This is a genomic window from Klebsiella sp. 10 (assembly GCF_018223925.1).
In the GTDB taxonomy this organism is placed as follows: domain Bacteria; phylum Pseudomonadota; class Gammaproteobacteria; order Enterobacterales; family Enterobacteriaceae; genus Klebsiella; species Klebsiella pneumoniae.
Genome location: NZ_JAGRRB010000002.1, coordinates 57,703 through 82,165, shown reverse-complemented (window position 1 = coordinate 82,165; position 24,463 = coordinate 57,703). Strand labels below are relative to the sequence as shown.

Sequence of the window (24,463 nt, the reverse complement as noted above, 5' to 3'; positions counted from 1 at the left end):
CATGAAATATGCCGCTTTTAAACTGGCAGGGGTCGCACTGTCTCTTTCTCTGGCATGGACGTCTGCCCAGGCTGCCGCGCTGCGCGTCGCCGCGGACCCGGTTCCCCACGCGGAGATCCTCAACTACATCAAAAAAATTGATCCCAGCCTCGATCTGAAGGTGGTGGAGCTGACCAGCGGGGTCAACGCCAATGAACTGCTGGCCAGTGGCGATGTGGATGCCAACTACTTCCAGCATGTTCCCTATCTGAAGGATCAGGAAAAAGCGCTGGGTAAAACCTTTGCCGTCGCGGCCACCGTGCATATTGAGCCGCTGGGAATTTACTCGCATAAGCATAAAGATTTCTCATCACTGCCGGAAAACGCCACCGTGGCAGTGCCGAATAACACCACCAACCTGAGCCGGGCGCTGTTCCTGCTGCAGGCGCAGAAGCTTATTAAGCTGGACCCTAAATTTACCGACCCGGCCACCACCCTGGCGACGCCGAAGGATATTGTCGAGAACCCGAAACACCTGAAGATTCTGGAGATTGAATCGCCGCAGATCCCGCGCTCCCTCGACGATGTCGACCTGGCGGTGATTAACGGTAACTACGCGCTGGAAGCCGGCCTGGTGCCAGCGAAGGATGCCCTGGGGCTGGAAAGCGCCGAGCATAACCCGTACGCCAATATTCTGGTGACCACCCCAGCCCTGGCGAATGACCCGCGCATTAAGGCGCTGGCGAAAGATCTGACCTCGCCGCAGGTGGCGGAGTTTATCCGTAAAACCTACAACGGCTCGGTGATCCCGGTGGCCCCTCAGTCATGATAACCATCGAAGGGCTGAGCAAAACCTACGCCGGAACCGGCCGACCGGCGCTGAACGATATCGCGTTGCAGATACCGAAAGGGGCAATATACGGCATTCTCGGGCGCAGTGGCGCCGGCAAAAGTACGCTCATCCGCTGTCTCAATTTACTGGAGCGGCCCACCTCGGGCCGCATTCTGGTGAACGGACAGGATATTACCCAGTTGAACAAGGCGGCGCTGCGGGATTATCGCCTGCGCACCGGGATGATTTTCCAGCACTTCAATCTGCTGCATGCCCGCACCGTCGCTGGCAACGTCGCGGTGCCGCTGGAGATTGCCGGAGTGCCGAGGGCCGCTCGCGAGGCCCGGGTGCGCGAACTGCTGGAGCTGGTGGATCTCAGCGAAAAGGCCGCTGCTTTCCCGTCACAGCTTTCCGGCGGGCAAAAGCAGCGCGTCGGCATCGCCCGGGCGCTGGCCGCCCGGCCGGAAGTGCTGCTGTGCGATGAGGCGACCAGTGCGCTGGATCCCGAGACCACCGCCTCGGTGCTGGCCCTGCTGGCGGATATTAACCAGCGCCTCAATCTGACCATTGTGCTGATTACGCACCAGCTGGAGGTGGTGAAAACCATCTGTGACCACGCGGCGCTGCTGGAACAGGGCGAGATTGTCGAAAGCGGTAAACTTGCCGACCTGCTGGTGACCCCATGGTCGCGGCTGCGCCAGTCGCTGCTGCACGACCCGCAGGCTGAACAGGAATTTCTTACCCGCCACGGCGTTCAGGGGAGGCCATTATGCGGAGTAGCATGAGCTGGGAAGATTTGTGGCCGTTATTACTCGACGGCACGCTGGATACGCTCTATATGGTGGGCCTGGCGGCCCTGTTTACCGTGCTGATCGGGCTGCCCACCGGCGTGCTGTTGTTTATTTCCCGCGCCAACGGGCTGGCGCCGATGCCGAAACTGAACGCGCTGTTAGGCGCGGTGATCAACATCGGCAGGTCGCTGCCGTTTATCGTACTGCTGATCGCCCTGATCCCCTTTACCCGGCTGATCGTCGGCACCACGCTGGGCAGCACCGCCGCCATCGTGCCGGTAACCATCGGCGCCTTTCCATTCTTTGCCCGTCTGACGGAAAACGCGCTCGACGAGGTGGACTACGGGAGAATTGAAGCCATTCTGTCGATGGGCGGCAACGTCTGGCACGTCATTTTTAAATCCCTGCTGCCGGAAGCCCTGCCAACGCTGCTGGCCGGGATCACGCTGACCATCGTGATGCTGATTGGTTTCTCCTCCATGGCCGGTGTGATCGGCGGCGGTGGACTTGGCGACCTCGCCATCCGCTACGGCTATCAGCGGTTTAATAATGAAGTCATGTTTGGCACAGTGCTGATCCTGGTGGCGATGGTCCAGGGGGTGCAAATGGCCGGCGATCGGCTGGTGCGTAGCCTGGCCCACCGCCGCTAGCCGTCAGTCATTAGTTCCAGCCGCTCTCTGCCGCCAGCTGGCGGACCAGAGTGGCGGCGTCACACTCGCGGATCAACCCCACCCCCTGCCCGGCCCAGTGGGCGCCATACTCATGGACACCCTGGGCTTTCGCGGCGGCGGCCAGTGCTTTGCCGATATCATACGCCAGCGGATAATCCGGCACGGCGCTCGCCGGATAGCCTTCCCCCAGCGCGCAGAAGGCATTCGCCAGACAGCGTGCCGGACGCCCGGATATCGCGGAGGTCAGCACCGTACGCCCGTCAAGGCTGTTGTGGATCGCCGCGCGATAGCCGGCGTCGGCGGCCGATTCCGGACACAGTAAAAACGCCGTACCGAGCTGTACGCCCTGCGCCCCCAACTGCATCACGCTGGCGATCCCCGCTCCGTCCATGATGCCCCCGGCGGCCACCACCGGGATGGTTAGTCGACGCCGCAGAAGTTGCACCAGGGTGAAGGTGCTCAGCTGCGCGTCAGGCGCCTGCGGAGCAAAGATCCCCCGGTGCCCGCCCGCCTCATAGCCCTGAGCGACCACCACGTCGATCCCCTGCTGTTCAATCAGCAGCGCCTCCTGCAGCGAAGTCGCTGTCGCCAGGGTAACGATCCCCTGCCGCCGCAGACGCTGGATCGTCTCACCTTCAGGAAGACCAAAATGAAAGCTCACCACCGGCGGCGACAGGTCGAGAAGCAGCTCCAGCATCGGCGCATGACCGATAAATGTCTGGTAGATCTCGCTTAACGAATCCGGTGGCGTACTGCCATAGCGGGCAAAATGGGGACGTAATGTTGTTGCCCAGTCGGCCTCCCGCCGGGCGTCGCGCCGGGGCGGCGCATGGCAGAACAGATTGACATTGAACGGGCGGTCCGTCAGCTGGCGGGTGGCGACTATCATCGCTTCCGCCTGGGCAACGGTTGAAGCGCCCAGCCCCAGCGAGCCCAGCGCACCGGCATTACTTACCGCGGCAGCCAGCGCGGGGGTGGAGACGCCCGCCATCGGGGCCTGAATCAGGGGATAATCAATATCAAGAAGCGAAAGCAGCGGGTTGCTCATGGTTTCCTCATGCATTAACGATGCTGGAGGCTTACCATCTCCTTTAAAGATGGTAAGATCAACATTATTATCGTATTGAGAAGAAAAATATGAACCACAGCACACTCGAGATCTTCATTCAGGTGGCAGAAACGCAGAGCGTCACCCAGGCAGCAAAACGGCTGGGCCGCGCACAGTCCAATATCACGACCCGCATTCAGCAGCTGGAAGAGGAGCTTGCCGTTGAGCTCTTCGTTCGCGGCAACAAAAAAATGGTGTTGTCCCCGGCAGGCGTGCAGTTTCTCAGCTATGCCCGGCGGATCCTGAGCCTGGCGGAAGAGGCAAAGCAGGCTCTGCATCCGACAACCCCAGGCGGCAGTCTGCGTCTGGGCGCGATGGAGGCGACCGCCGCCAGCCGGCTGCCGCCGCTGCTTACCCGCTTCCAACAGCAGTGCCCACAGGTGGATATCACCCTCATCACCCAACCGACCCGCCAGTTAACCGAGGGGGTGTTAACCGCCGCCCTTGATGCCGCGCTGGTCTGCCTGCCGCCAGGGGCCGATGGGCAACCGGCCTGTCCCGACGAGCTGGCATTCACCCCGGTGTTTTATGAAACCCTGATGCTGGTCCGTCCGCAGACCCCGGGTCCGCTGCGGTTTGCGGCATTTGCCAGCGGCTGCAGCTACCGCGCGCTGGGAGAACGCTGGCTGGCGGAACAGAAGGCGGCCGTCGAGGTGCATGAGGTCAATTCCTATCACAGCATGCTTGCCTGCGTGGCGTCCGGGCGCTACGCCTGCCTGCTGCCGCAGAGCGTGCTGTCGCTGATGACGCTTCCCGAAAACTGCCTTAGCGAACCGCTGTGCGAGGCGACCACCCAGCTTATCTGGCGCAGCGGCTTGAGCGCCCCCGCCCTGAGCGAGTGGCGCAAGCTGCTGCAAAGCGTGGCGATTGGCTAAGCCTGGCGTTCGGTAAAGACCAGCCCTGCGGCAATCAGCAGCGCCAGCGCCGCGGCATAGAGCGCCGGGTTAAATGAAGCCGCGATCTGATACAGCGCGCCGGCGATAAGCGGCCCGGCAATCTGTCCCACACCGTACAGTGCAGTCATCGCGGCAATCATATTGAAGCTCACCTGATGGCTGAGACTTTTCGCCTTCGGTAGCGCAATGGTTACGGTGCCCATAAAGGTAAAGCCCACCAAAAGCGCGCTTAGCACGCAAAACAGCAATGAAGCGCTGCAGGCTGGAAGGATCACGCCAAGCGCCTGGACGAGCAGGTTGCGGGTCAGCGCTTGCCGGTATCCCCACTTTAGCACCAGCTTATGCCAGATGAGGCAGGACGGCGCGGCCGCCAGACCAAACAGCGCCCACAGATGGACCGGGTCAACGCTCTGCAGCGAACCGGACAGAAACAACGGCAGATAAGTGGCGGTGATGATATAGCCGAAGCCCGCCAGACCGTAAACCATCAAGAGTCGCCACGCCGCGCGACGGGTATCGCTCCCGGACGCAGGCAGGGAGGTTTCAACATGGGAAACCCGCACCAGTGCAGCCGGCGGAGTCAGTAGCCAACGGATCGCCAGCGCCAGCAGCAGACCGGCGCATAATGCGCAGAGCAGCCAGATCTGCTGGCTGGTGAGGCTCAGGGCATGTCCAAGGGCGATCCCCTCCGCGGAGATAAATATCCCCAGCCCCACCCCGGCATACAGCAACGGCGCCCCGTGATGATGCCCCATATGTTCCAGCAGCCACAGCGAACCTGCAATCAGCGTTATCGCGCTCAGCGCGCCGGCGACGGCGCGCAGCGTAATAATGGTCCACGGCGAGCTCACCCAGGCCAGCAGCGCCAGGCTGGCGATGGTCAACCCGGCGGAGATAATGCTCAGTCGGGTGGCGGCCCCAGGCTGCACCCGCGCCAGCAGCAACGCACCGACCAGATAGCCAGCGTAATTGGCCGACGCGGCGAGATTGCCCTCGTGCAGGGTTAACAGACCTTCATTAAGCATAAGCGGCAGCACGCCGGTGAAGGCAAAGCGCCCATAGCCCATGCCGATCATCAGTACTATCGATCCAGCCAGTGCCAGCCATAAGGCCTGGCGCGATTGGTTATTCATCCACCACCCCACAATGATTCTCAATTTAAGAACAATAATATTGTATAATTCTTTTTTCATTATGATGAGGAGGTATTGTTGGCGCAAGTCGGATGTTAATCCGCTATGGTATTTACAGAGAGAAGGTGCGCCTGGGCACGGCTTAACACACGCCGGGCCGATTTACCGGTACAGTATCAACTCAACTTATGCTCACGGGAGTCATTATGTCGTTCTGTCATATGCGCATTGCCAGGCCGGTCAGTGAACTGGACACCACCGCCAGCATGTATTGCGCCGGGCTGGGACTCGAGCTGCTCGGCAGCTTTACCGATCATGAAGGATTCAGCGGGATAATGCTCGGCGCGCCCGAAGCGGGCTGGCATCTGGAATTCACCCACTGCCGCCACCATCCCGTCACCCCCTCGCCAGGCGATGAAGATCTGCTGGTGCTGTACTATCCGCAGCAGGCGGCATGGGAGGCACAGTGCGCAGCCATGGATGCCGCCGGATTTCTGCGCGTTACGGCGTTTAACCCTTACTGGGAGGTCAATGGCGTCACTTTCGTCGACCGGGACGGCTACCGCACGGTATTGCAAAACCGCGCCTGGGGCATGGTGTGTGATTCGTCGGGTATGGCGGCGAGCTGACGCTGAGCGAGGCGGGCGTTAAGCGCTGTAAAAGCAGTTATTTACATTCGTACAAATATCGTTCCCGTCGGTTACCGATAAAACGCTGTCGCGCCTCGCCAGCGCCCTCACGGCGCGCTATGCTACACATCCCGTTGTATTAACCTCTTATCCCTATGAGCACTTCCGTCAGCACTACACAACTCAATTTGCGCATTATTTCGATCGTTGTTTTTACCTGTATCTGCTATCTCTCCATTGGTCTGCCGCTGGCCGTACTGCCGGGCTATATTCACTATCAGCTGGGCTACAGCACCTTTGTGGCCGGAATTGTGATCAGTCTGCAGTACATATCGACGCTGATAAGCCGGCCGCACGCCGGGCGCTATACCGATATCTGGGGGCCGAAAAAAGTGGTCAGCCTTGGGATCGTCTGCTGCCTGCTCAGTGGCGCCTTCACGCTACTGGCGGTAGTCCTGCAGGCAACGCCGATGCTGGCCATTGCCGCGCTGCTGGCGGGCCGGGTGTTTCTCGGCGTCGGCGAGAGCTTTACCGCCACCGGCGCCACCCTGTGGGGGATCAAAACCGTCGGCGCGATCCACACGTCACGGGTTATCTCCTGGAACGGCGTGGCGACCTATGTGGCGATGGCGGTCGGGGCGCCGCTGGGAGTTACCCTCAATCACTATTTTGGCATCAGCGGCTTTGCTACGGTGGTAGTGCTGGTCGCGGCCATCGGTCTGCTGTTCGCTCGTACCCGCCAGGACGTCAAGGTGACCGCCGGCGCCAGAGCGCCCTTTCACGCGGTGGTGCGAAAAATCTGGCCTTACGGCCTGGGGCTGGCCTTTGGCACCGTCGGTTTCGGCGTTATCGCCACCTTTATCACCCTCTACTTCGCCGCGCACAGCTGGCAGGGCGCCGCGTTTACCCTTTCGCTGTTCAGCGTCGGCTTTATCTGCGTTCGCCTGGTGCTGGGAAATACCATTACCCGCTTTGGCGGAGTCCCGGTCTCCCTGGCCTGCTTCATCATCGAAAGTCTCGGCCTGCTGCTTATCTGGCTGGCGCCATCAGCATGGATGGCCGGCGTCGGCGCCTTTCTCACCGGTTCGGGTTTCTCGCTGGTCTTTCCGGCTTTAGGAGTTGAGGCGGTAAAACAGGTGGAAGAGCAAAATCAGGGAACCGCCCTCGGCACCTACTCGGCGTTTCTTGATCTGGCGCTGGGCCTGACCGGGCCGCTGGCCGGCTGGGTCGCCGGGTTCTACGATCTCGCCACGCTGTATCTGCTGGCGGCGATCGTGGTGGCGCTCGCATTCCTGCTGATTTTCCGCGTACATCGGCAACAGCGGCTTGTCGCCAGAGAGTAGTGTGGCCCGGCTCGCGGGCCGCCGCGGTCCGATGACGCCGGCAAAAAATGAATCGGCAATTGACGACGATTCGGCTTCCGTGCCAACATCCCGTCAGCGTCTGGCAACAGATGCATGGACGGTACTGGTAGACAACAGAGTTCGCGCAACGATCCAGCCCGGTACCGTAGTCCAATCCGAATCACTGACCCACACGGTGAATTCCTGATTCTGGCGGGAAACACAGACATGCACCAAAGTTTTAATCAGCGCGTTCATTTCTATTACTGCGTCCTGGTCGCGCTGAAGTTGCACGGAAAATCGAAAAAAGCGGGTGGTATCAGGGGAAAGAATAACTTTCTGCTGAAATGGCTGCGCCGGGCGCAGGATAACAACATTTTTCCTCCCGATATCACCAGTGAAATCGAATGGCTGCGAGGAAAAATTATTCAGGCTGGCTATGACACCGATCTCGAGCCGATGCTGGATTTTGTCTACGCCACCGCCAGCCGCGCCGAGGCGCTCAAAAACGCCGAATAGGCTCCTGCGCCCGCCACGGGCGCAGAGACTTTCCCTGCCATGTCTCAATCCCAGGTTCGGCCAACAGCGCAGGCGCAATCCAGCCACGTTCTATTTTGTGACACTGTCACGCACAAAGGTGACCGCTGAGGTTCATTAACCGCTGACATGCCGCCTGACGCGTTCTATGCTTTACCCTGTCTCCCTCCTCACACAGGAACTGCACCCGATGGCCGACTGGAATCCTTCGTTGTATCTGCAATTTGACGCTGAACGTACCCGCCCCGCGGCCGACCTGCTCTCGCGTATTGCCCATCTGCAGGTCGAGCACGCCGTCGACCTCGGCTGCGGGCCGGGAAACAGCACCCGCCTGCTACGCGCCGCCTGGCCGTTGGCGACGATCGTCGGTATCGATAACTCCCCGGCCATGCTGGTCCAGGCGGCGCAGGCCTTACCCGACTGCGAATTCCTTGATGCCGATATTGCCCGCTGGCGGCCTGCGCAACCGCCAGATGTGATCTATGCCAACGCCTCTCTGCAGTGGCTGACGGATCATGAGACGCTTTTCCCCCATCTGGTAAACCAGCTGGCGGACAACGGAACGCTGGCAGTGCAGATGCCGGATAACTGGCAGGAACCTTCCCATACCCTGATGCGTCAGGTTGCCAGCGAGATGGGGTTGCCGGACCGTGGACGCCAGCCGTTACTCCCGCCCGCCGCCTGGTACGATCTGCTCAGCCGCCAGGGTTGCGAAGTTGATATCTGGCGCACCACCTATTTTCATCCCCTTGCTTCTCATCAGGCGATTGTCGACTGGCTGCAGGGCACCGGGTTACGCCCCTATCTGGCAGGCCTGGACGAGCAGGCCGGAAGCGCGTTTCTCACACGCTATCTCGCATTGCTGGCCGCACACTACCCGTTACAGTGTAACGGGAAGGTGCTCCTGCGTTTCCCACGGCTGTTTATCGTGGCGCGAAAGATCGCCGCCTGACCGTTGGGATAGGTGGGCAGAAAAGCGGAGTGATGAAAGGTGTAAAGGAACGGCTATACCATCCTGATTTTCAGGATTGATAATCCCGAACGTTGCGATATTCAATATCTTAGTCAGCGTGCGACAGTGATGACTCCTTTAACCTGCAAAGAGAATCACTATGAGTACTCCTCCTGTCGATCGCCGAACGCTGGCTGCTATCGCGCCAAAGCTAGCCGAGCTGACCGAAACGGTGCTGTTTGGCGATATCTGGGCGCGGAGCGAGCTGTCGCCCCGCGAACGCAGCCTGATCACCCTTTCCGCCCTGACGGCGCAGGGCAAAACTGAACAGCTGCCGTGGCACATCGCGCTCGGCTATCAGAATGGCCTGAGCCGGGAAGAAATTGTCGAATTGTTTACCCATCTGGCGTTCTATGCCGGTTGGCCGGCGGCGGCCAGCGCCCTGACCTGCCTGAACGCGCAGGAGGCGTCATGCCCCTGACCCGAATTTCGCTTGGCACCGCCTGGCGTCCCGCGGAGTTTGCTCAATTGTCGGCGCTCTTTCATGAGTGTCTGGTGGCGGAGTTCGACGTTCCGTCAGCAGATAGATTTCAGTTTATCGAACGGGCCGCCGATGAGCAGCGCATTTACGACCCGCACTACCTCAGCGAAGGACGCAGCGCCCGCTTCGTGCTGTTTCATATTTTCGCTGGAAAACCGCGCAGCCGGGCGCAGAAACAGGGACTCTATCGTCGGCTCTGCGCGCGGTTAGACGATGAGATGGCGGTCAGCCCGCAGGACGTGATGGTGGTTATCCAGTTTAACCAACTGGAGGACTGGAGTTTTAGCGCAGGGAAGATGGCGGGTGAATGAGACAGGCGGCGCCGCAAGAGGCGCCGCGTTTCAGCACTATATCATTTGCTACCATGCACAACAGCGATCGTTCCATGAATCACGATACATGATGTTCCCTTCTGTGTATATCCAGGTGATCGTCTCATAACGGAAATCAATGTCTTCAAGGTGAGTACTTGTCATTCCGGCCGGATGTAAATTTGGTGTGATTGCTGTAATCTTAATATTCGCCATCGCTATGTTAAAATATTCAACTTCCAGTCCCGCCTCATTTATTCTGTACATTTTTAGCGTTGCCGATCTTAATGTTCGACCTTCACAAAGAGCCCTAAATAGCAAAGGTGTTGTTCTGTCAAACTCTTTTTGAATTTTAACCGGTGTATGAAGACGGGTTCCCGTCAGCTTTCCTGTATTATTATCGGTAGGTAACCAAACATGATGATTCACTGCGCGCAATTCGATGGAACCCGTGCGTGTGGGCATCAGGCAAGAACCTATAATAGGCGAATCATTCTCATCAGTTAACCATAAATATGCTGGATTTGACATTACCCCTCCTCTTTCATATCAGTTTTTAACTTTAAACCAAACGACAACGTGAAACCCAATGATTAATAAAACAAAAAGTCCTATTAAGTTAATGGCAATGTCAGGAAAAAGAGAGACTGCAATCATGCTAAATATAATGATTAATAATACAATACCCCATCCCCATAAAAAAAGAATGAATTCTTCTTTTAACCATCTTTTCAAGAAATCCATCCATTCACCTCATTAATTTAATAAGTAATTCAGCAAGTTCATCATCAGAAATAATCATCGGATTTAAATAAGGAACGCCTGTGATGACAGGTTCGATGAGAAAGTACATCATCTCCAGATGGTTAGCGTATAACGCATTGTAATAAAATGAATTATGCATTTTCAAATTGTCAGCGCTATTAGCGGCATCCTGAATCAATCCATACACGTTTAATACCACTGCGGTAGTAGTTACACTCCCTTTAAGGACTAATGACCTTGCCCTGTTGATACGCCCATATACAACAGTATTAAACCTGGAAGTCTGGCAAATCATGGTTGCTACTGCCATTATTAAAATACGATTAGTTAATCCTGAAGATGATATGTAAACTCCCGCGCCGACAAGCTTCTTGAGAATATATTGAGCTTTTTCTTCTTTTTTATTTTGAAAGTAGGTTTCTATATATTTTAATCATTTGGAAAATGATATCACGGCTTTTAACTAACTGCGCCAGCCCTGCAATAAATCTTGTGTCCTCTTGCTTTAACTTAGAACAAACATCCTGATAATTATCCATTAAGCAGGAAGTATAATACGAAGCACGGGTTATACCATTTCCCATTTGATTCAGTGTATCAATAACATTCTTTTTTACTCCAGCAAATGCTTCATCAAATTTCATGGCCAGAATACGCTCCGCCTCGATTGAGGTAATGATGAAATTCCTATAATACATAATTAGATCCTTCCTTTATTAGATCATTCATTGTTCCGGCACATATTTCTTATGATCATCTGGCCTTTCAATATACTTATAAAACGATGGCCTTGATAGTAATATTGACTCTACTCTTTTGTTTATATTCCCTCGCACCCTGCCCGGTTTAAAATATCTCGGTTAGCTATTACTTCGTATTGTTTCATATTTTCGCCGGAAAACCGCGCAGCCGGGCGCAGAAACAGGGACTCTATCGTCGGCTCTGCGCGCAGTTAGACGACGAGATGGCGGTCAGCCCGCAAGACGTGATGGTGGTTATCCAGTTTAACCAACTGGAGGACTGGAGTTTTAGCCCAGGGAAGATGGCGGATGAATGAGACAGGCGGCGCCGCAAGAGGCGCCGCGTTTCAGATGATATAATTTACTACCACGCGAGATGATGCACCAGCGAGAGATCCCAGGCCGTTGCCAATAGCGAAAGAAACATAATCACATTGACCACTGTTTCAAGACGTTTTTCCATCGTTGCTTCTCCTGAGCCTGTTTCCCCTGTTATAGCGGGAAAAGCTTAACAACCTCTTACCGCTTCAGGACTCAAGCGTGATCCTGTAGCGTACGTAATCGTCAGCCAGGGTAAACTCATCATACAGATGACGGGCGGGATTATCACGGCGCGTATGCCAGTACAGCCGCGACCAGCCTTTGTCCGCCCCTTCGCTTTGCAGCGACTTAATCATGGTTCTGGCAATACCCTGTCCACGGAAGGCGGGATCGACAAACAGATCCTCCAGATAGCAGATCGGCGTGGTAACCCAGGTTCCCTCATGAAGAACACAGATAGCGAAGCCGACCACCGCATCATCCACCACCGCGACTCTACCCAATACAGACGAGTTTACATCCAGCATCCGCTGCCAGGTGTATTCGGTCACCTCTTCCGGCTGCGGGCTACCGTAAAAACGAGTGTAGCCTTGCCAAAGCTGAAGCCATTCGGCTTTGTCGTGGGGCCGTACTTCCCGGATATCGATGACCATGAGAGTTTCCTTACAGATGAATGCATTAGCCTGCGAATATTGGCAGGAGATATGAGTTGAGGTCATTATTTTCCTGCGCAGATATTTGTTCAAGCGCTTCGGCCATAATTCTCCTGCTGTTCGGAACGATTTGGCACTAAAAAGCCGTATGCAGAGGAGCCACTGACCGGCTGTTACAGGTTAGTATAATAGTATGTTGTAACTAATAAAAATCCTGCACAACCCGGCCGCAGCCGGGTGTATAGATGGACTATCAGCAAAGAGGTTTGACGGCGTCGCGCATACCGCAGGTCAGGATAGCGTCAAGGTCGGCAGTCACCAGCTCCACCAATCCCGGGATCTGGCTCAGATCCTGCTGCCAGTGATCCGCCACGCTGAGCACGGCGGTGACCAGCTCGCGAATGCTCATCTGGCCATCGCGATGGCGGGCCCACAGCGTTTGATAGCGCGATATCCAGTCGGCGTCATCCTGTACTGGATAGCTCTCACCATCCCGCTCTCCCCGGTAAAAGGCGATCAGCGCCGCCAGGGCAAAGGTCAGACGCGGCGGCAGCGCGCCATGCGCTTTCTGCCCCGCCAGCAGCTGCGGCAGAATACGGGTGCGGTACTTGGTCATGCCGTTGAGCGCAATCGAGAGCAGCTGATGTTTAATATAGGGATTACGGAAGCGCCCTGTCACGGCGCTGGCGAATGACACCAGCTCATCGCGCGGCAGATCCAGCACCGGAATAATCTCGTCATAAATCGCTTTTTCGACAAACGCGCAAATCTCCGCATCGTTCATCGCCTCACCCACGGTGTCGATCCCGGCCTGGAAGGCCACCGGCACCAGCGCGGTGTGCGCCCCGTTAAGGATCGCCACTTTGCGTTCTTTATACGGCTTGATATCGTCCACAATGCGCACATTCAGCGGCAGTTTATCGAGACGCAGCTCGGCCTTCAGCGAGGCAGGTCCCTGGATAACGAACAGGTAGAAATGCTCAGCGGTATCAAGGAAAGCATCTTTATAGCCGGTCTGCGCCTCGAGAGCCGCCACTTCATCACGCGGATAGCCGGTCACAATGCGATCCACCAGCGTCGAACAGAAGGTATTCGCTGAGGTCAGCCAGGTGATAAATGCCTGCGGCAGTTCCCATTCGCTAGCATAGCGCAGCACCAGCGCCTGCAGCGCCTCGCCGTTATAATCGATCAGCTCGCAGGGAATAATCACCCATCCCTTGTCGGCCGCACCGGCGAAATGTTGGTAACGCTCAAACAACAGACGGGTCAGTTTCGCCGGATAACTGACCGGCGGCGCGTCGTCAAACCGATCCCCGGCATGGTAGCTGATGCCCGCCTCGGTGGTGTTGGAGAAGACAAACCGCATCTCCGGGTTATGCGCCAGGCGTAAAAAAGCGTCGAAGTCTGCGTAAGCGCTGATCTCCCGGTTGACCGAGCGGATAAGACGCGCATCGCTGACCGCTTCGCCCTGCTCGTTCAGGCCGCGAATAATAGTCGTGTACAGGCCATCCTGGGTGTTCAGCGAAGGCGGAAAATCTGTGGCGATAGGCCGCACGACCACGATGCCCGCATTCAGGTCGGTATGCTCGTTGAGCAGGTCGATCTGCCAGTCAACGAATGCGCGCAGGAAGTTACCCTCCCCAAACTGGATGATACGGTCAGGGTACTGCGCGCCGGGGAAATCACGACGGTTTAAAGTTTTCACAATGGGTTCCCTCTAATAGTAGTCATACAACCTGAGTAATTGGTCCAATAAGTTATCAGGTTTTGCTACCAGTGAAACCCTGTTTTGATCAAAGCAATCTGCAATAGCGGCCGTCAGGGCAGAAACTTATAGAATAGTGAGGTGGCAGTCATTTCGCCGTCGGGCATCAGCGCATAGCGCGGAATTTCCCCCACTTTTTCCCAGCCGCAGCGGGCATAGAACTGTTCCGCCCCGCTGCCGGTCGCCGTGTCCAGCACCAGCACCGTCTTCCTTTCCCGCCGGGCAATGCGCTCCAGTTCGCTCATTAACGCCTGGGCGATCCCCTGGCGGCGGACATTTTGGTGAACCAATAATTTGGCGACATCCGCTCGATGGGGCTGGTTTTCCGGTTGACTGGTGATAAGTTGCACGGTGCCAACGGGACGTTCCTCCGCGTCGAAGGCGGCCAGCACAATGCGCTCCCCGGCCGCCACGCTGTCGGCAGTGCGTTGCCAGAACGTTATCGCCGTTTGCGGCGCGAAAGGCAGCATAAAGCTCACCGAGGCGCCGCCGTTGACACAGCTTGCCAGGATCTCGCTTAATGCCGGGAGGTCATGGAGAATATCGTCACGCGAGAGCGTGCGCAGTGAAAAGGATGTGGTCATAAAAGCTCCCTGTTATCGACCACATCACTATGTTTTTAACCAAAAATTAGCACAAGTAGGATCCCGATAGGATTTTCTTATGGCGCGCTTTCGGTCAGCGTCGGCATACAAATTTGGTTACGACCGCTCTGTTTGGCTTTCACCATCTCATCGTCCGCCGCCAACAGCAGCTGGTTAAACAGCTCGGTGATGCGGGCGTGGCCTACCTCGCGCGTCTCCAGTCCCAGACTGATGGTCAGGTGGATCGGGTTCTGGCCCAGGCCGAAAGGCTGCGACTCCACCCCGTGACGGATCTTTTCCGCCAGCAAATAGCCCTGCTGGGCGCTGTCGACGACGGCGGCCACCGCAAACTCTTCGCCGCCGATACGGGCCACCATCCCCTGCTCACCCACCAGCTGTCGAACCTGCTGGGCAAACTGGGTCAGCACGCAATCGCCGCCTTCATGGCCCAGAGCATCATTCACCCGTTTGAAGCCATCGATATCCAGCACCATCACCGTCAGCAGCTTATCCGCCGGCAGCGTCTGACGCTTCAACGCTTCGCTCAGTCCGGAACGAGAATAGACGCGGGTCTGAAAGTCAAAATCGGCGCGCAGGGCCAGCTGCTTCACCAGCGTGTTAATCGCTTCGACACTGGATGCGACAATCACCGGGCTAATCAGCATGGCGGCAATTCCGAGGCGGGTGGAGAACAGCTGCCACGGCTGCATTCGCGCATCTGGCGAAAAGTGAATTAACGAATTAGCGACCAGCAGTATTTCGCCGATGCCAGTGAGAAAAGTCAGCAGACAGGTCAGCGGCAGCGGATAGCGTACAGCGCACCAGATCAAAGCCGGTAACGGGAAGGTAATGCTGCCCGCGCCGCCTACCGCCACGCCAAGCGCAATTGACAGGACCAGCGCCAGCACCGGCAGCAGCTGGCGAAAGCGAAAACCGCTTAATGCCGAAGGCAGCGTCAGGGTCAGAATAAAGGGCAGGATTAATACCGCCGTTGAGAACTGTTCGCTAAACCAGTCCGCCAGCTGGGGAACGAAGGTGGCGCGTTCAACATCCACCGACCCCAGCGCGCCGACCGCTGCGCACAGTAAGGCGGCTAACAGGCAGAAACAGAATAAATTAAGCGCGTTTATCGGGCCCGGCATGGAGTCGGCGCGACGTTTATCCCACAGCACCAGCTGCGCCAGCGTCACAATAAAGACAATATTGGAAAAGTTAATCAGCAATGAGGCAAAGCCCATACCCCAGCGCGAGGTTAATCCGTCATAGACCAGCATTGCCGCAAAACAGACGGCATAAAAATAGCTGCGGTTAAGCCATACATAGCGTGCAAAAATCCCGGCCATCACTGCATTGAGCGGCCAGAAGAAAGAGAGCTCCTGCACCAGACGCAGCATAGCGCCAAGAAAATGCAGCAGTAGCGTTAACGTAAATAAGACCAATGCATCGCGCACGGGTTGTTCTTCACGAAACAGCGTAAATGACCGAATCGACAGTGAAGACATTCAGTAATTATCCGTCTAATTGTTTCAGGAAATTATTATGTTAATAGTTAGTTAGCGGATTATCATAACATGAGAATATTTATCAGGCATACTCCGGCGCCGATCAAATGCAAATTAGCGCACAGACGGCGCATTCATTTGTAGCACCAGCCAGCGGTGGATGACCTGCACGATATAGTCCTGCTCCGGCTCGCTCAGCGCGCGGCCGTGGGGAATGGCATGCCATTTTTCCAGGCAGCCGCGACAGCAGGTAGCGGTCGCGTGCTGGGCGATAAACACCGGGTGACCGCGCATCGGCGTCTGCTTGCCATCATTGATCGGCGCAGCGGGCGCCAGCCGCTGGCGAATAAAGTCTGCGGCATGCCGATCGATAACCTCCGGTCCCTTATCGAGACAATATTGCCGCTCTTTCCCCCCCAGACGGAAGCGTGAGCGAAACGTCGAGCGCGCCAGGCGCGCAAACAAGCGATCCTGATCGACCATCAGAACACCGACCTCCCCATCCGCTGAGTCAGTTTTTCCAGTATCGCCACGCCGGCCAGCGAGTTCCCGGCGTCGTCAAGCTCCGGGCTCCACACGGCGATCGCCATCTCCTGCGGGACAATCGCCACGATCCCGCCGCCGACGCCCGATTTCGCCGGCAGGCCAACGCGCCAGGCGAATTCACCGGCGTTCTGGTACATGCCGCTGGTCATCATCAGGGCATTAACCTGGCGGGACTGGATGGGCGCAATAACCGGCGCGTCGAGATGCGGGGCAATGCCGCGGTCGGCGAGAAACAGAAAGGTTCGCGCCAGCTCAACGCAGCTCATCTCCAGCGAACAGTAGTGGAAATAGTTCTGCAGCACGGTGGCGACGTCGTTATGGAAGTTACAAAAGGATTTCATCAGCCAGGCGATGGCGGCGTTGCGCGCCGAATGCTCAAACTCTGAGCGAGCTACCACCGGATCGTAGGCGATATCGGCCACGCCGCTCAGACGGCGGACAATCTCCAGCATCCGCTGACGCGGGGCGCTGAGCCGGCTCTGCAGCATGTCGCAGACCACCAGTGCCCCGGCGTTGATAAACGGGTTGCGCGGTTTGCCCTGCTCGATCTCCAGCTGCAGAAGCGAGTTAAAGGGCTGGCCGGAAGGATCTTTCCCCACCCGCTGCCAGATCTCCTCCTCCTGATAGTGGTTCATGGCCACCACCAGGCTCAATACCTTGGAGATTGACTGGATGGAAAAACGTTCATGGGCATCGCCAGCGGCAAAGTGCTGACCGTCCACCGTACTGATCGCGATACCAAGCTTGTCGCCGCTGACGCTGGCCAGCGCCGGAATATAATCCGCCACTTTTCCGCGGCCAATCAGCGGCCTGATTTCTGCCAGAATGGCTTCCAGCATTGCATTATTGATAACCGTCGCCACACGCGGCTCCTTGCCCACCATCAAAATTCGGTGGGCGAGTATAGCAGACGTGGACGACGGTCGTCAGGGGCTAACGTTGATTAGCGACGGTCTTTCCAGACGGTCTGCGCATTACAGAACTCGTGCAGGCCAAAATGCGACAGCTCGCGGCCAAAACCGCTCTTCTTCACGCCGCCGAAGGCCACGCGGGCGTCGCTGGCGCAGTAGCCATTGAGGAAGACGCCGCCGCACTCCAGCTCGCGGGCAAAGCGCTGGGCCTGCGCCTCGTCGGTGGTATAGACCGTGGCGGACAGGCCAAACTCGCTGTCGTTGGCGAGGGCCAGTGCATGGTCAGCGTCGCGAGCGGTGGTCAGGGTTGCTACCGGACCAAACAGCTCCTGACGAAAGCCGGTCATCCCGGCGGTGACGTTGCCCAGCACCGTTGGCGCATAGTAGTTGCCCGCCCCTTCGATTTTTTCCGCGCCCAGCAGCAGAGTCGCTCCTTCATCAAGGGTCGCCGTTACCTGCTGGTGCAGTTCATCGCGTAAATCGAACCGCGCCATCGGTCCGACGTAGTTTTGCTCATCGCGCGGGTCGCCCATCTTCAGCGCTGCCACGGCGTCGACAAATTTGCGGGTGAAGGCCTCGGCAATGCCGGCTTCGAGAATAAAGCGTTTCGACGCCGCACACACCTGGCCGCTGTTCTGATAGCGGCCGGTGACGGCGGCTTTCACCGCTTCATCGAGATCGGCATCGTTGAGCACGATAAAGGGATCGGATCCTCCCAGCTCAAGCACGCATTTCTTCAGCGCCGCGCCCGCCTGGGCGCCAATCGCCTTCCCGGCGCGGACGCTGCCGGTGACGGTCACCGCCGCGATGCGGTCGTCATTGATAATCTGCGAAACGCCGTCATTAGTGGCGTTCACCCAACCAAATACACCATCCGGCAGGCCGGCGGCGGCAAAAATCTCGCCCAGCAGACGGGCGCTGCCCATCACGTTCGGGGCATGCTTCAGCAGATAGCTGTTGCCGGCCAGCAGGATCGGCACCGCGCCGCGCATCACCTGCCAGACCGGGAAGTTCCACGGCATCACCGCCAGTATGGCGCCCAGTGGACGATACTCAATTACCGCCTGGTTATTTTCCACCAGGGTAGCTTCCGTCGCCAGCATCGCCGGGCCGTGTTCAGCGTACCAGTCGCAGAGGTTGGCCGATTTCGCCACCTCGCCGCGCGCCTGAGCGATCGGCTTGCCCATCTCAAGGGTGATCATCTGGGCCACCTCTTCGCCACGGGCGCGCAGCGCGGCCCCGATGCGGCGCAGGGCATCGGCGCGGTCGGCAAGCGGCGTCTGACGCCACTGGCGATAGCCCGCCGCGGCGAGCGTGATCGCCGCGTCGACCTCGCGTTCGCTGGCCCACGGCAGCGAGGAGACCACCTCACCGGTAGTCGGATTGACGGAGACGGCGTGCGTTGCAGATAAATTCATCATTATTCTCTCTCGTTGCTTGCGAAGTGTCCGTATTCTGGCTTACCTTTCCATTCATTGAAAATGAATAATATTAAGCAACGCATTCACAAAAGAAGAATACCATGGACCTGACTCAGCTAGAGATGTTTAACGCTGTCGCCAGCACCGGCAGCATTACCCAGGCGGCGCAGAAAGTGCATCGCGTGCCGTCCAACCTCACCACCCGCATCCGCCAGCTGGAGGCCGACCTCGGCGTTGAGCTGTTTATCCGCGAGAACCAGCGCCTGCGCCTGTCGCCTGCGGGACACAGCTTTTTGCGCTATAGCCAGCAGATCCTCGCCCTGGTGGACGAGGCGCGAATGGTGGTGGCGGGCGACGAACCCCAGGGGCTGTTTTCACTTGGTTCGCTGGAGAGCACCGCGGCGGTACGGATCCCCAGCACTCTGGCCCACTTTAATCAGCGCTACCCGAAAATTCATCTGGCGCTCTCAACCGGCCCTTCCGGGACGATGATCGACGGCGTACTGGAAGGCGCCCTGAGCGCCGCGTTTGTCGACGGCCCGCTGGTGCATCCGGGCCTGGAGGGGCTGCCGGTGTTCCCTGAAGAGATGATGATCGTCGCCCCCTACGGCCACGCACCCATCACCCGCGCCAGCGAAGTGAACGGGGCCAACGTCTACGCCTTTCGCGCCAACTGTTCCTATCGCCGGCATTTTGAGAGCTGGTTTCATGCCGACAGAGCGACCCCGGGCAGGATCCACGAGATGGAGTCTTACCACGGGATGCTGGCCTGCGTCATCGCCGGCGCCGGCCTGGCGTTGATCCCGCGCAGCATGCTGGAGAGTATGCCCGGCCATCAGCAGGTTTCCGCCTGGCCGCTGGCCGAAGAGTGGCGCTGGCTCACCACCTGGCTGGTGTGGCGCCGGGGCGCCAAGACCCGCCAGCTGGAGGCGTTTATAGCGCTGCTGAACGAAGATCGGCAAACAGTGGTTTCTCCATAAACACGCTGAGCGGATCGGGTTGATACGGCGCAAACGCGCAGCGGGTCTGGTAGCCGTTGCGCGTGTAGAGGGCGATGGCCGCATGCTGATGGATACCGGTCTCCAGGCGCAGGGTATGGCAGTCGCGCTGACGCGCTTTCGCTTCCAGCGCCGCCAGCAGCTTTTCTCCCAGCTGCTGGCCGCGGTGCTGGGGATCGATATAGACCCGCTTCATCTCGCCAAAGCCTTCCTCACTGAGAACAATAGCCCCGCAGCCAACGGCCTCGCCCTGCGGGCTGCGGATCGCCAGGGCGATGACCGTCTGCGGCGGCAGCTGGCTAAGGTCCAGCAGGTGGTTGCTCTCCGCCGGGTAGAGGGTCTCCTGCCAGGCGTCGAGGGCGGCAATCAGGGCGATAAATTCGGCGTCGGTAGGGGCGATGTCGGTGATGGTGTACATAGGTGAGCTCCTTTTTTACCCCACTGTAGCGCGGCCGGCGGCTTTTCCCGACATAGCATTAACTTATATTGCCGCCCGCCTATTGCGCTAACCAACTGAAACACAGTAATTTTATCCCCTGCTGTTCGTACTTGAGATCTGAATATGCACACCAAAGCCCGTAAAGTGATGATTATTGGCGCCGGCAATGTCGGCGCGTCGGCGGCCTACGCCCTGCTCAACCAGAGCATTTGCGAGGAGCTGATCCTCGTCGACCTTAACCAACAGCGCGCTGAGGCCCACGCTCAGGACCTGAGCGACGCCGCGGCCTACCTGCCGGGGATGATGACCATCTCCACCCGCGAGGCCAGCGACTGCGCCGATGTCGATATCGCGGTGATCACCGTCTCCGGCGGCGCGCTGCGCCCCGGCCAGAGCCGGCTGGATGAACTAACCTCCACCGCGAAGATTGTGAAGAGCATTGTGCCGACGATGATGGCCAACGGATTTAACGGCATCTTTCTGGTGGCCACCAACCCCTGCGACATCATCACCTGGCAGGTATGGCAGCTTTCCGGCCTGCCGCGCAGCCAGGTGCTGGGCACCGGCGTCTGGCTGGATACCACCCGCCTGCGTCGCCTGCTGGCGCAGGAACTGGAGATTGGCGCCCAGAGCATCGACGCCTTTATCCTCGGCGAGCATGGCGATACCCAGTTTCCGGTGTGGTCGCACTCCTCGGTATATGGCACGCCAATCGCCGACCTCTACCAGCAGCGCACCGGCCTGCCGCTCGATCGCGAGGCGATGGCTGACAAAGTGCGCAAGCTGGGATTTGAGATCTACGCGGGTAAAGGTTGCACCGAATATGGCGTGGCAGGGACCATCGCCGAGATCTGCCGCAATATCTTCACCGGCAGCCACCGCGCGCTGGCGGTCTCCTGCATTCTTGACGGCGAGTACGGGGTCAGCGGCGCGGCGGCTGGGGTGCCGGCGGTGCTGGCCCAGGGTGGCGTGAAGCAGATCATCGAACTGCAGCTGGCCGGCGAAGAGCAGGCGAAGTTCAGCCAGTCGATCGCGGTGATCAAGGCCAATATCGCCCGTCTGCCCTGACGGCAGCCTGCGAGTCAGTCGGCAATGATCAGCTGCGGGGAAAGGGTCTCCAGCGCCTCGCGGGTTTTATCCGGCAGGTGGGCGTCGGTGACGATATCGGTCAACGACGCCAGCGGAGCGATGTTGAACAGTGACCAGGCGCCGTATTTGGAGCTGTCCGCCAGCAGGATACGCCGCCGGGCATTGGCCATCAGATCGCGCTTCAGGGCGGCCTTTTCCTCCGTCGGGGCGGTGATCCCCTTCTCAAGGTCCCAGCCGTTGCAGCTGACGAAGGCGAGATCGGGCCAGATGGTCTGCAGCAGGCGGCGGCCGTGATCGCCGATGCACGACTGGCTGCTGTCATCGATGCGCCCGCCGATAATCGTCACTTCGATCTGCTTAAATTCCGATAGGAACAGCGCGATATGTAAATCGCTGGTGATCACCCGCAGCGGCAGATGGGTGATCTGCCGCGCCAGCTCAATCATGGTGGTGCCGGCGTCAAGCACAATGGCGTCGCCGGCTTTCACCAGCGCTGCCGCCGCACTGGCGATAGCCTGCTTCTCAAGCGGACTGCGCTGGGCTTTCTCCAGCGTCGTCGGCTGGGAAGGAATAAACCGGTTCAGCGTCACCCCGCCGTGCGTTCGGCTGATCACCCCTTCCTGATCGAGTTTGATCAGGTCGCGGCGAATGGTGGCCGGCGAGGCGTTGGTCGCCGCCACCAGCTGGTCGACTGTCACCAGATTATGGCTTTTCAGGAAGTCCATAATCTGCTCTAACCGGTTATATCCCTTCATGTTATTCCTGCGCGATGTGCATGGCGAGCTCAATGGAGGTTGCCATGCTCTCAGACTTCGCTTTACCTGTCCAGGCAATATCAAACGCAGTGCCATGATCCGCGGAGGTACGGATAAACGGCAGCCCGGCCGTAATATTCACCCCGTCATAGAATCCCAGCAGCTTCAGCGGAATATGCCCCTGGTCGTGATACATCGCGACTACCATGTCGTACATGCCTTCGTGACACTGCATAAACACCGTGTCCGGCGGACAGGGGCCGGTCACCTCCACTCCCTTCGCCCGCATGGCGGCGACCGCCGGGGCGACGATACGGATCTCTTCATCGCCAAACAGGCCGTTCTCCCCGGCGTGCGGGTTAACGCCGGCGACCGCGATGCGCGGACGCGGATAGCCGACGCGGCGCAGAAAGCGATCCGCCACGCCAATCACCGTCTCAATCCGCGGCTGGTTGAGGGTATCGAGGAACTGGCGCAAGGAAATATGGGTAGTGATATGGATAACCTTAAGCTTCTCGGTATAGAGCACCATGGCGTAATCGGTAGTCTGCGTCAGGTGGGCCAGCAGTTCGGTATGGCCGGGATAAGCGTGCCCGGCGAGATGCAGCGCCTCTTTATTCAGCGGCGCGGTAGCGATGGCCGCGACCGCGCCCTCCAGCGCCAGCGCGGTCGCCCGCCTGATGCAGCGAAACGCGAGATCCCCTGCCTGGGCCTGGACTTCGCCAGGGCGCAGCCCCTGCGGGTCGCTGAGTGGTTCATCAATGACGTTGATGGTCGCTGGGGAAAAACTCGCCTCGGCGGGATGGTCAATGATGCGCAGCTCCGCCCGCGGCGTGATATTTAGCGCCAGGATCCGCCGCAGCGTCTGCGCGCAGCCCACCACCACCACCGGCGCGCCGCTCAGCGCCCCCTCGGCGAGGGATTTGATAATAATCTCCGGACCAATCCCTGCCGGGTCGCCCATTGTCACTGCAATCATCTTAGACACTCAGTTTCTCCTCAATAAAATTCACAACATGTAACAGCGTGGTGTCGGTGCCGAATCCTCCGGCTTTGGTCATCACCGGCCGCGACCAGCGGCCGCCGAGAAAATGCCCGTATGGAACGCACTCCGCCACCCGGCCGCGGATCTGAAACCCTGTGGCGCCGAGCGCGTGCGCGACGGCGATGGCCACATCGCCGCCGGAAAGATACAGCGCGCCAGGGGAAGACTGCGCCACCGCCTGCGCCGTGACGTCGGCAAGCCAGGCGCAGATGTGCTCCCCGTAGGCGGCGCGGCTGAGGCCGCGTTCACGGCACCGGGCTTCAATCCCTTGCCGGACGGCGTGATTCGGGCGGGTGGTCACCACGCAGTGCTGGCCCTCGCGCAGCGCCCCGGCGATCCGTGAAGCTTCCTCCTTTGGCGATCCGCTAAAGGCCTGTTCGACATCAATTTCAATCACCCGTACTCGGGAATGGACCTGCAGCGCAGCAACCTGACGCTGCGCCATCTCGCTCATCGAACCGACCACCGCCAGCAGCGGGCCCTGCTCGCTGCGGCGCAGGCGGCGAGCCAGCGCCTCGCAGAGACCCGCCGAGCCGACCAGCAGGGTCTCCCGCGCATGGGGCGCAACGGCGTCGATCACCTGGTCCAGATGGCTGTCTTCCCAGGCGTCGACAATCAACACTCGCTTCTCCTCGCCCGCCGTCGCTAATGCCGCCGGAAGCTGGCCAGCGTTCAGGGTCAGACAGGGAAGACGGCTCTGCATAGCGATAATTTCGCTAATCTCCGCCCGGCTCACCGGCGTTTTCGGATCGCTGGCAAATTCGGTCTGATCGAGGGGCACGCCATGCACATAGCAGCGCCCGTCCCGGGTATGCCGCCCGGCTGCCGGATAAGCCGGGGCCACCACCGCCATCCGGCAGCCTTGCGCCGCCATCATTGCCTCCAGTTCGCCGCCGGGATTACCGCGCAGCGTGGAGTCGATCTTCTTTACCTGCCAGTGCGGGACGAATGTCGCCGCGCCGCGCAGCAGAGCGGCGACCTTGTCCGCCGCCGCCGCGGCGGTCATCGCCCTGCTGTCGCTGTTGAGAATTAATGCCCGGGCGGTTGATGGCTGTCCGGCGGTGAAGGCCACTTCCACCGACATACCCGCCTCCGCCAGGCTGACCCCGGCGTCATTGGCCCCGGTAAAGTCATCCGCCAGCACCAGCACTCTGTTATTGCCGTCGTTCATTGTCCTGCCTTGTAGTCGATAAAATCTTAAATTGA

27 protein-coding genes and 2 pseudogenes are annotated in these 24,463 nt (G+C 58.7%); 13 read left to right on the top strand and 16 right to left on the bottom strand.

Annotation, left to right across the window (positions count from 1 at the left end; all coding sequences use genetic code 11):
• Nucleotide 1 precedes the first annotated feature (1 nt).
• The 3 genes from KHQ26_RS03340 to KHQ26_RS03330 are packed head-to-tail and all read left to right on the top strand — an operon-like array spanning nt 2 to nt 2,252.
• Entirely contained in the window at nt 2–808 is an 807-nt protein-coding gene (locus KHQ26_RS03340; protein WP_002904638.1) for a MetQ/NlpA family ABC transporter substrate-binding protein, read from the top strand.
• Nucleotides 805–1,596 (top strand): methionine ABC transporter ATP-binding protein, encoded by a 792-nt coding sequence (locus KHQ26_RS03335; protein WP_004224747.1) that lies wholly within the window; start codon nt 805–807, stop codon nt 1,594–1,596. The genes KHQ26_RS03340 and KHQ26_RS03335 overlap by 4 nt, the downstream gene beginning before the upstream one ends.
• Nucleotides 1,593–2,252, top strand: coding sequence for a methionine ABC transporter permease (locus KHQ26_RS03330; RefSeq protein ID WP_004217626.1), 660 nt, complete (start codon nt 1,593–1,595; stop codon nt 2,250–2,252). The genes KHQ26_RS03335 and KHQ26_RS03330 overlap by 4 nt, the downstream gene beginning before the upstream one ends.
• Nucleotides 2,253–2,262: 10 nt before the next feature.
• On the opposite strand, the gene KHQ26_RS03325 is transcribed toward KHQ26_RS03330, so the two are convergent.
• The gene (locus KHQ26_RS03325; RefSeq protein WP_023316843.1) at nt 2,263–3,321 is read right to left on the bottom strand and encodes an NAD(P)H-dependent flavin oxidoreductase; all 1,059 of its coding nucleotides are present in this window, start codon (nt 3,319–3,321) and stop codon (nt 2,263–2,265) included.
• Nucleotides 3,322–3,410: 89 nt separating this feature from the next.
• On the opposite strand from KHQ26_RS03325, the gene KHQ26_RS03320 reads away from it, so the two are divergent.
• Nucleotides 3,411–4,256 carry a LysR family transcriptional regulator gene (locus KHQ26_RS03320; protein ID WP_020804985.1) on the top strand — a complete coding sequence of 282 codons (846 nt, stop codon included), beginning with the start codon at nt 3,411–3,413 and terminating at the stop codon, nt 4,254–4,256.
• Here KHQ26_RS03320 and KHQ26_RS03315 read toward each other — a convergent pair.
• On the bottom strand, nt 4,253–5,410 hold the full coding sequence (locus KHQ26_RS03315) for a YbfB/YjiJ family MFS transporter (protein ID WP_004213417.1): 1,158 nt from the start codon (nt 5,408–5,410) through the stop codon (nt 4,253–4,255). The genes KHQ26_RS03320 and KHQ26_RS03315 overlap by 4 nt on opposite strands.
• A gap of 206 nt (nt 5,411–5,616) precedes the next feature.
• Here KHQ26_RS03315 and KHQ26_RS03310 point away from each other — a divergent pair, with 206 nt between their 5' ends.
• From KHQ26_RS03310 to KHQ26_RS03285, 6 genes are all read left to right on the top strand, one after another.
• Nucleotides 5,617–6,039 (top strand): VOC family protein, encoded by a 423-nt coding sequence (locus KHQ26_RS03310; RefSeq protein WP_002904629.1) that lies wholly within the window; start codon nt 5,617–5,619, stop codon nt 6,037–6,039.
• A 155-nt stretch (nt 6,040–6,194) separates the two neighbouring features.
• The gene (locus tag KHQ26_RS03305; protein WP_004179791.1) at nt 6,195–7,382 is read left to right on the top strand and encodes an MFS transporter; all 1,188 of its coding nucleotides are present in this window, start codon (nt 6,195–6,197) and stop codon (nt 7,380–7,382) included.
• 228 nt (nt 7,383–7,610) lie between these two features.
• Nucleotides 7,611–7,901, top strand: a complete 291-nt coding sequence (locus KHQ26_RS03300; RefSeq protein ID WP_004224737.1) for a hypothetical protein — start codon at nt 7,611–7,613, stop codon at nt 7,899–7,901.
• Nucleotides 7,902–8,109: 208 nt separating this feature from the next.
• Nucleotides 8,110–8,871, top strand: coding sequence for a trans-aconitate 2-methyltransferase (tam, locus tag KHQ26_RS03295; RefSeq protein WP_004224735.1), 762 nt, complete (start codon nt 8,110–8,112; stop codon nt 8,869–8,871).
• Nucleotides 8,872–9,031: 160 nt separating this feature from the next.
• Nucleotides 9,032–9,352: a carboxymuconolactone decarboxylase family protein gene (locus tag KHQ26_RS03290; protein WP_004143517.1), complete on the top strand. Its 321-nt coding sequence runs from the start codon at nt 9,032–9,034 to the stop codon at nt 9,350–9,352.
• On the top strand, nt 9,343–9,723 hold the full coding sequence (locus tag KHQ26_RS03285; RefSeq protein ID WP_004190202.1) for a tautomerase family protein: 381 nt from the start codon (nt 9,343–9,345) through the stop codon (nt 9,721–9,723). The genes KHQ26_RS03290 and KHQ26_RS03285 overlap by 10 nt, the downstream gene beginning before the upstream one ends.
• Before the next feature lie 48 nt (nt 9,724–9,771).
• On the opposite strand, the gene KHQ26_RS03280 is transcribed toward KHQ26_RS03285, so the two are convergent.
• The 3 genes and pseudogenes from KHQ26_RS03280 to KHQ26_RS03270 all read right to left on the bottom strand — a co-directional run bounded on the left by KHQ26_RS03280 (nt 9,772) and on the right by KHQ26_RS03270 (nt 11,186).
• Complete coding sequence (locus KHQ26_RS03280; RefSeq protein ID WP_002904614.1) at nt 9,772–10,254, bottom strand: Hcp family type VI secretion system effector; 483 nt, start codon at nt 10,252–10,254, stop codon at nt 9,772–9,774.
• Between the two features lie 18 nt (nt 10,255–10,272).
• On the bottom strand, nt 10,273–10,467 hold the full coding sequence (locus KHQ26_RS03275) for a hypothetical protein (RefSeq protein WP_002904612.1): 195 nt from the start codon (nt 10,465–10,467) through the stop codon (nt 10,273–10,275).
• Between the two features lie 4 nt (nt 10,468–10,471).
• A pseudogene (locus KHQ26_RS03270) lies at nt 10,472–11,186 on the bottom strand (hypothetical protein).
• A 173-nt stretch (nt 11,187–11,359) separates the two neighbouring features.
• Here KHQ26_RS03270 and KHQ26_RS03265 point away from each other — a divergent pair.
• Nucleotides 11,360–11,545 (top strand): annotated as a pseudogene (locus KHQ26_RS03265) (tautomerase family protein); the annotation flags it as partial.
• A 210-nt stretch (nt 11,546–11,755) separates the two neighbouring features.
• Here the strand turns inward: KHQ26_RS03265 and KHQ26_RS03260 are convergent.
• From KHQ26_RS03260 to sad, 7 genes are all read right to left on the bottom strand, one after another.
• On the bottom strand, nt 11,756–12,202 hold the full coding sequence (locus KHQ26_RS03260; protein ID WP_004224732.1) for a GNAT family N-acetyltransferase: 447 nt from the start codon (nt 12,200–12,202) through the stop codon (nt 11,756–11,758).
• A gap of 253 nt (nt 12,203–12,455) precedes the next feature.
• The gene (locus KHQ26_RS03255; protein ID WP_004224730.1) at nt 12,456–13,907 is read right to left on the bottom strand and encodes a tagaturonate reductase; all 1,452 of its coding nucleotides are present in this window, start codon (nt 13,905–13,907) and stop codon (nt 12,456–12,458) included.
• A gap of 113 nt (nt 13,908–14,020) precedes the next feature.
• Nucleotides 14,021–14,551, bottom strand: a complete 531-nt coding sequence (locus KHQ26_RS03250) for a GNAT family N-acetyltransferase (RefSeq protein ID WP_004224728.1) — start codon at nt 14,549–14,551, stop codon at nt 14,021–14,023.
• Nucleotides 14,552–14,628: 77 nt separating this feature from the next.
• Nucleotides 14,629–16,053 carry a GGDEF domain-containing protein gene (locus KHQ26_RS03245; protein WP_004148352.1) on the bottom strand — a complete coding sequence of 475 codons (1,425 nt, stop codon included), beginning with the start codon at nt 16,051–16,053 and terminating at the stop codon, nt 14,629–14,631.
• A 114-nt stretch (nt 16,054–16,167) separates the two neighbouring features.
• Nucleotides 16,168–16,536 (bottom strand): DUF4186 domain-containing protein, encoded by a 369-nt coding sequence (locus KHQ26_RS03240; protein WP_002904598.1) that lies wholly within the window; start codon nt 16,534–16,536, stop codon nt 16,168–16,170.
• Nucleotides 16,536–17,483 carry a glutaminase B gene (gene glsB / locus KHQ26_RS03235; RefSeq protein WP_153677549.1) on the bottom strand — a complete coding sequence of 316 codons (948 nt, stop codon included), beginning with the start codon at nt 17,481–17,483 and terminating at the stop codon, nt 16,536–16,538. The genes KHQ26_RS03240 and glsB overlap by 1 nt, the downstream gene beginning before the upstream one ends.
• 59 nt (nt 17,484–17,542) lie before the next feature.
• Nucleotides 17,543–18,931, bottom strand: coding sequence for a succinate-semialdehyde dehydrogenase (sad, locus tag KHQ26_RS03230; protein ID WP_015958390.1), 1,389 nt, complete (start codon nt 18,929–18,931; stop codon nt 17,543–17,545).
• Between the two features lie 101 nt (nt 18,932–19,032).
• Between sad and ptrR the strand changes: the two genes are divergently transcribed.
• Nucleotides 19,033–19,911 carry a putrescine utilization regulator PtrR gene (gene ptrR / locus KHQ26_RS03225; RefSeq protein ID WP_002904495.1) on the top strand — a complete coding sequence of 293 codons (879 nt, stop codon included), beginning with the start codon at nt 19,033–19,035 and terminating at the stop codon, nt 19,909–19,911.
• Here ptrR and KHQ26_RS03220 read toward each other — a convergent pair.
• Nucleotides 19,865–20,347 carry a GNAT family N-acetyltransferase gene (locus tag KHQ26_RS03220; RefSeq protein ID WP_002904493.1) on the bottom strand — a complete coding sequence of 161 codons (483 nt, stop codon included), beginning with the start codon at nt 20,345–20,347 and terminating at the stop codon, nt 19,865–19,867. The two genes, ptrR and KHQ26_RS03220, sit on opposite strands and share 47 nt — an antisense overlap.
• A gap of 144 nt (nt 20,348–20,491) precedes the next feature.
• Between KHQ26_RS03220 and KHQ26_RS03215 the strand changes: the two genes are divergently transcribed.
• Entirely contained in the window at nt 20,492–21,436 is a 945-nt protein-coding gene (locus KHQ26_RS03215; protein ID WP_002904491.1) for an L-lactate dehydrogenase, read from the top strand.
• Between the two features lie 14 nt (nt 21,437–21,450).
• Here KHQ26_RS03215 and KHQ26_RS03210 read toward each other — a convergent pair whose 3' ends face one another.
• The 3 genes from KHQ26_RS03210 to dtnK are packed head-to-tail and all read right to left on the bottom strand — an operon-like array spanning nt 21,451 to nt 24,428.
• Nucleotides 21,451–22,212, bottom strand: coding sequence for a DeoR/GlpR family DNA-binding transcription regulator (locus KHQ26_RS03210; protein WP_002904489.1), 762 nt, complete (start codon nt 22,210–22,212; stop codon nt 21,451–21,453).
• Nucleotide 22,213: 1 nt separating this feature from the next.
• A complete protein-coding gene (locus KHQ26_RS03205; protein WP_004151623.1) occupies nt 22,214–23,200 on the bottom strand; it encodes a D-threonate 4-phosphate dehydrogenase in 987 nt (328 codons plus the stop codon).
• Complete coding sequence (gene dtnK / locus KHQ26_RS03200) at nt 23,193–24,428, bottom strand: D-threonate kinase (RefSeq protein ID WP_014907629.1); 1,236 nt, start codon at nt 24,426–24,428, stop codon at nt 23,193–23,195. The genes KHQ26_RS03205 and dtnK overlap by 8 nt, the downstream gene beginning before the upstream one ends.
• Nucleotides 24,429–24,463: the final 35 nt, after the last annotated feature.